The sequence below is a fragment of the Mumia sp. genome, from assembly GCF_028803055.1.
Taxonomy (GTDB): Bacteria; Actinomycetota; Actinomycetes; order Propionibacteriales; family Nocardioidaceae; genus Mumia.
In genome coordinates, this window is record NZ_JARBCJ010000344.1 from 1 (window position 1) to 647 (window position 647).

The window sequence follows — 647 nt, forward strand, 5'->3', positions numbered from 1 at the left end:
GTCAGGCCCGGGATGACCGCCAGCCAGGTCAGGGCGAGGGTGAACAGGGCGAGGATGCCGAAGACCGCGAGCCAGTCGAGCACGGTGGCGCTCGTCCTGAATCCCATGACGAACGCGACCGCGATGACGACCGCGACGGAGACCAGGGTGGCGACGAGCGAGGTGAGCACGTGCGCCCACAGCACGGACGAGCGGGCGATCGGCATCGACTGGAAGCGCTCGAAGATCCCCGCCTGCTGGTCGGTGAAGAGCCGGTAGGCGGTGTAGGCGATGCCGGAGGCGATCGTCATGAGCAGGATGCCGGGCAGCAGGTAGTTCACGTACGAGCCGGTGTCCTGACCGGTGTCGATCGCGCCCCCGAACACGTAGACGAACAGCAGCATCATCGCGATCGGGGTGACGACCGTGGTGATGATCGTGTCGGGGCTGCGGGAGATGTGGCGCAGCGACCGTCCGGTCAGCGTGGTGGTGTCGGGCAGGAAGTGCGTGGTCATCTGGACTCCTTGCGGTCGGCTCCGACGATGGAGAGGAAGATCTGCGCGAGGGTCGGCTGCTTCTCGACATACTCGACCTCGGCGGGCGGCAGCAGCCGTTTGAGCTCGGTGAGGGTGCCGTCGGCGATGATGCGACCCTCGTGGAGGATCGCG

1 protein-coding gene is annotated in these 647 nt (G+C 66.9%); it reads right to left on the reverse strand.

The features are described from left to right. Window positions 1-494 (reverse strand): ABC transporter permease (locus PV363_RS17830; protein WP_301023099.1); only part of this gene is annotated, 494 nt, incomplete at its 3' end. Window positions 495-647: the final 153 nt, after the last annotated feature.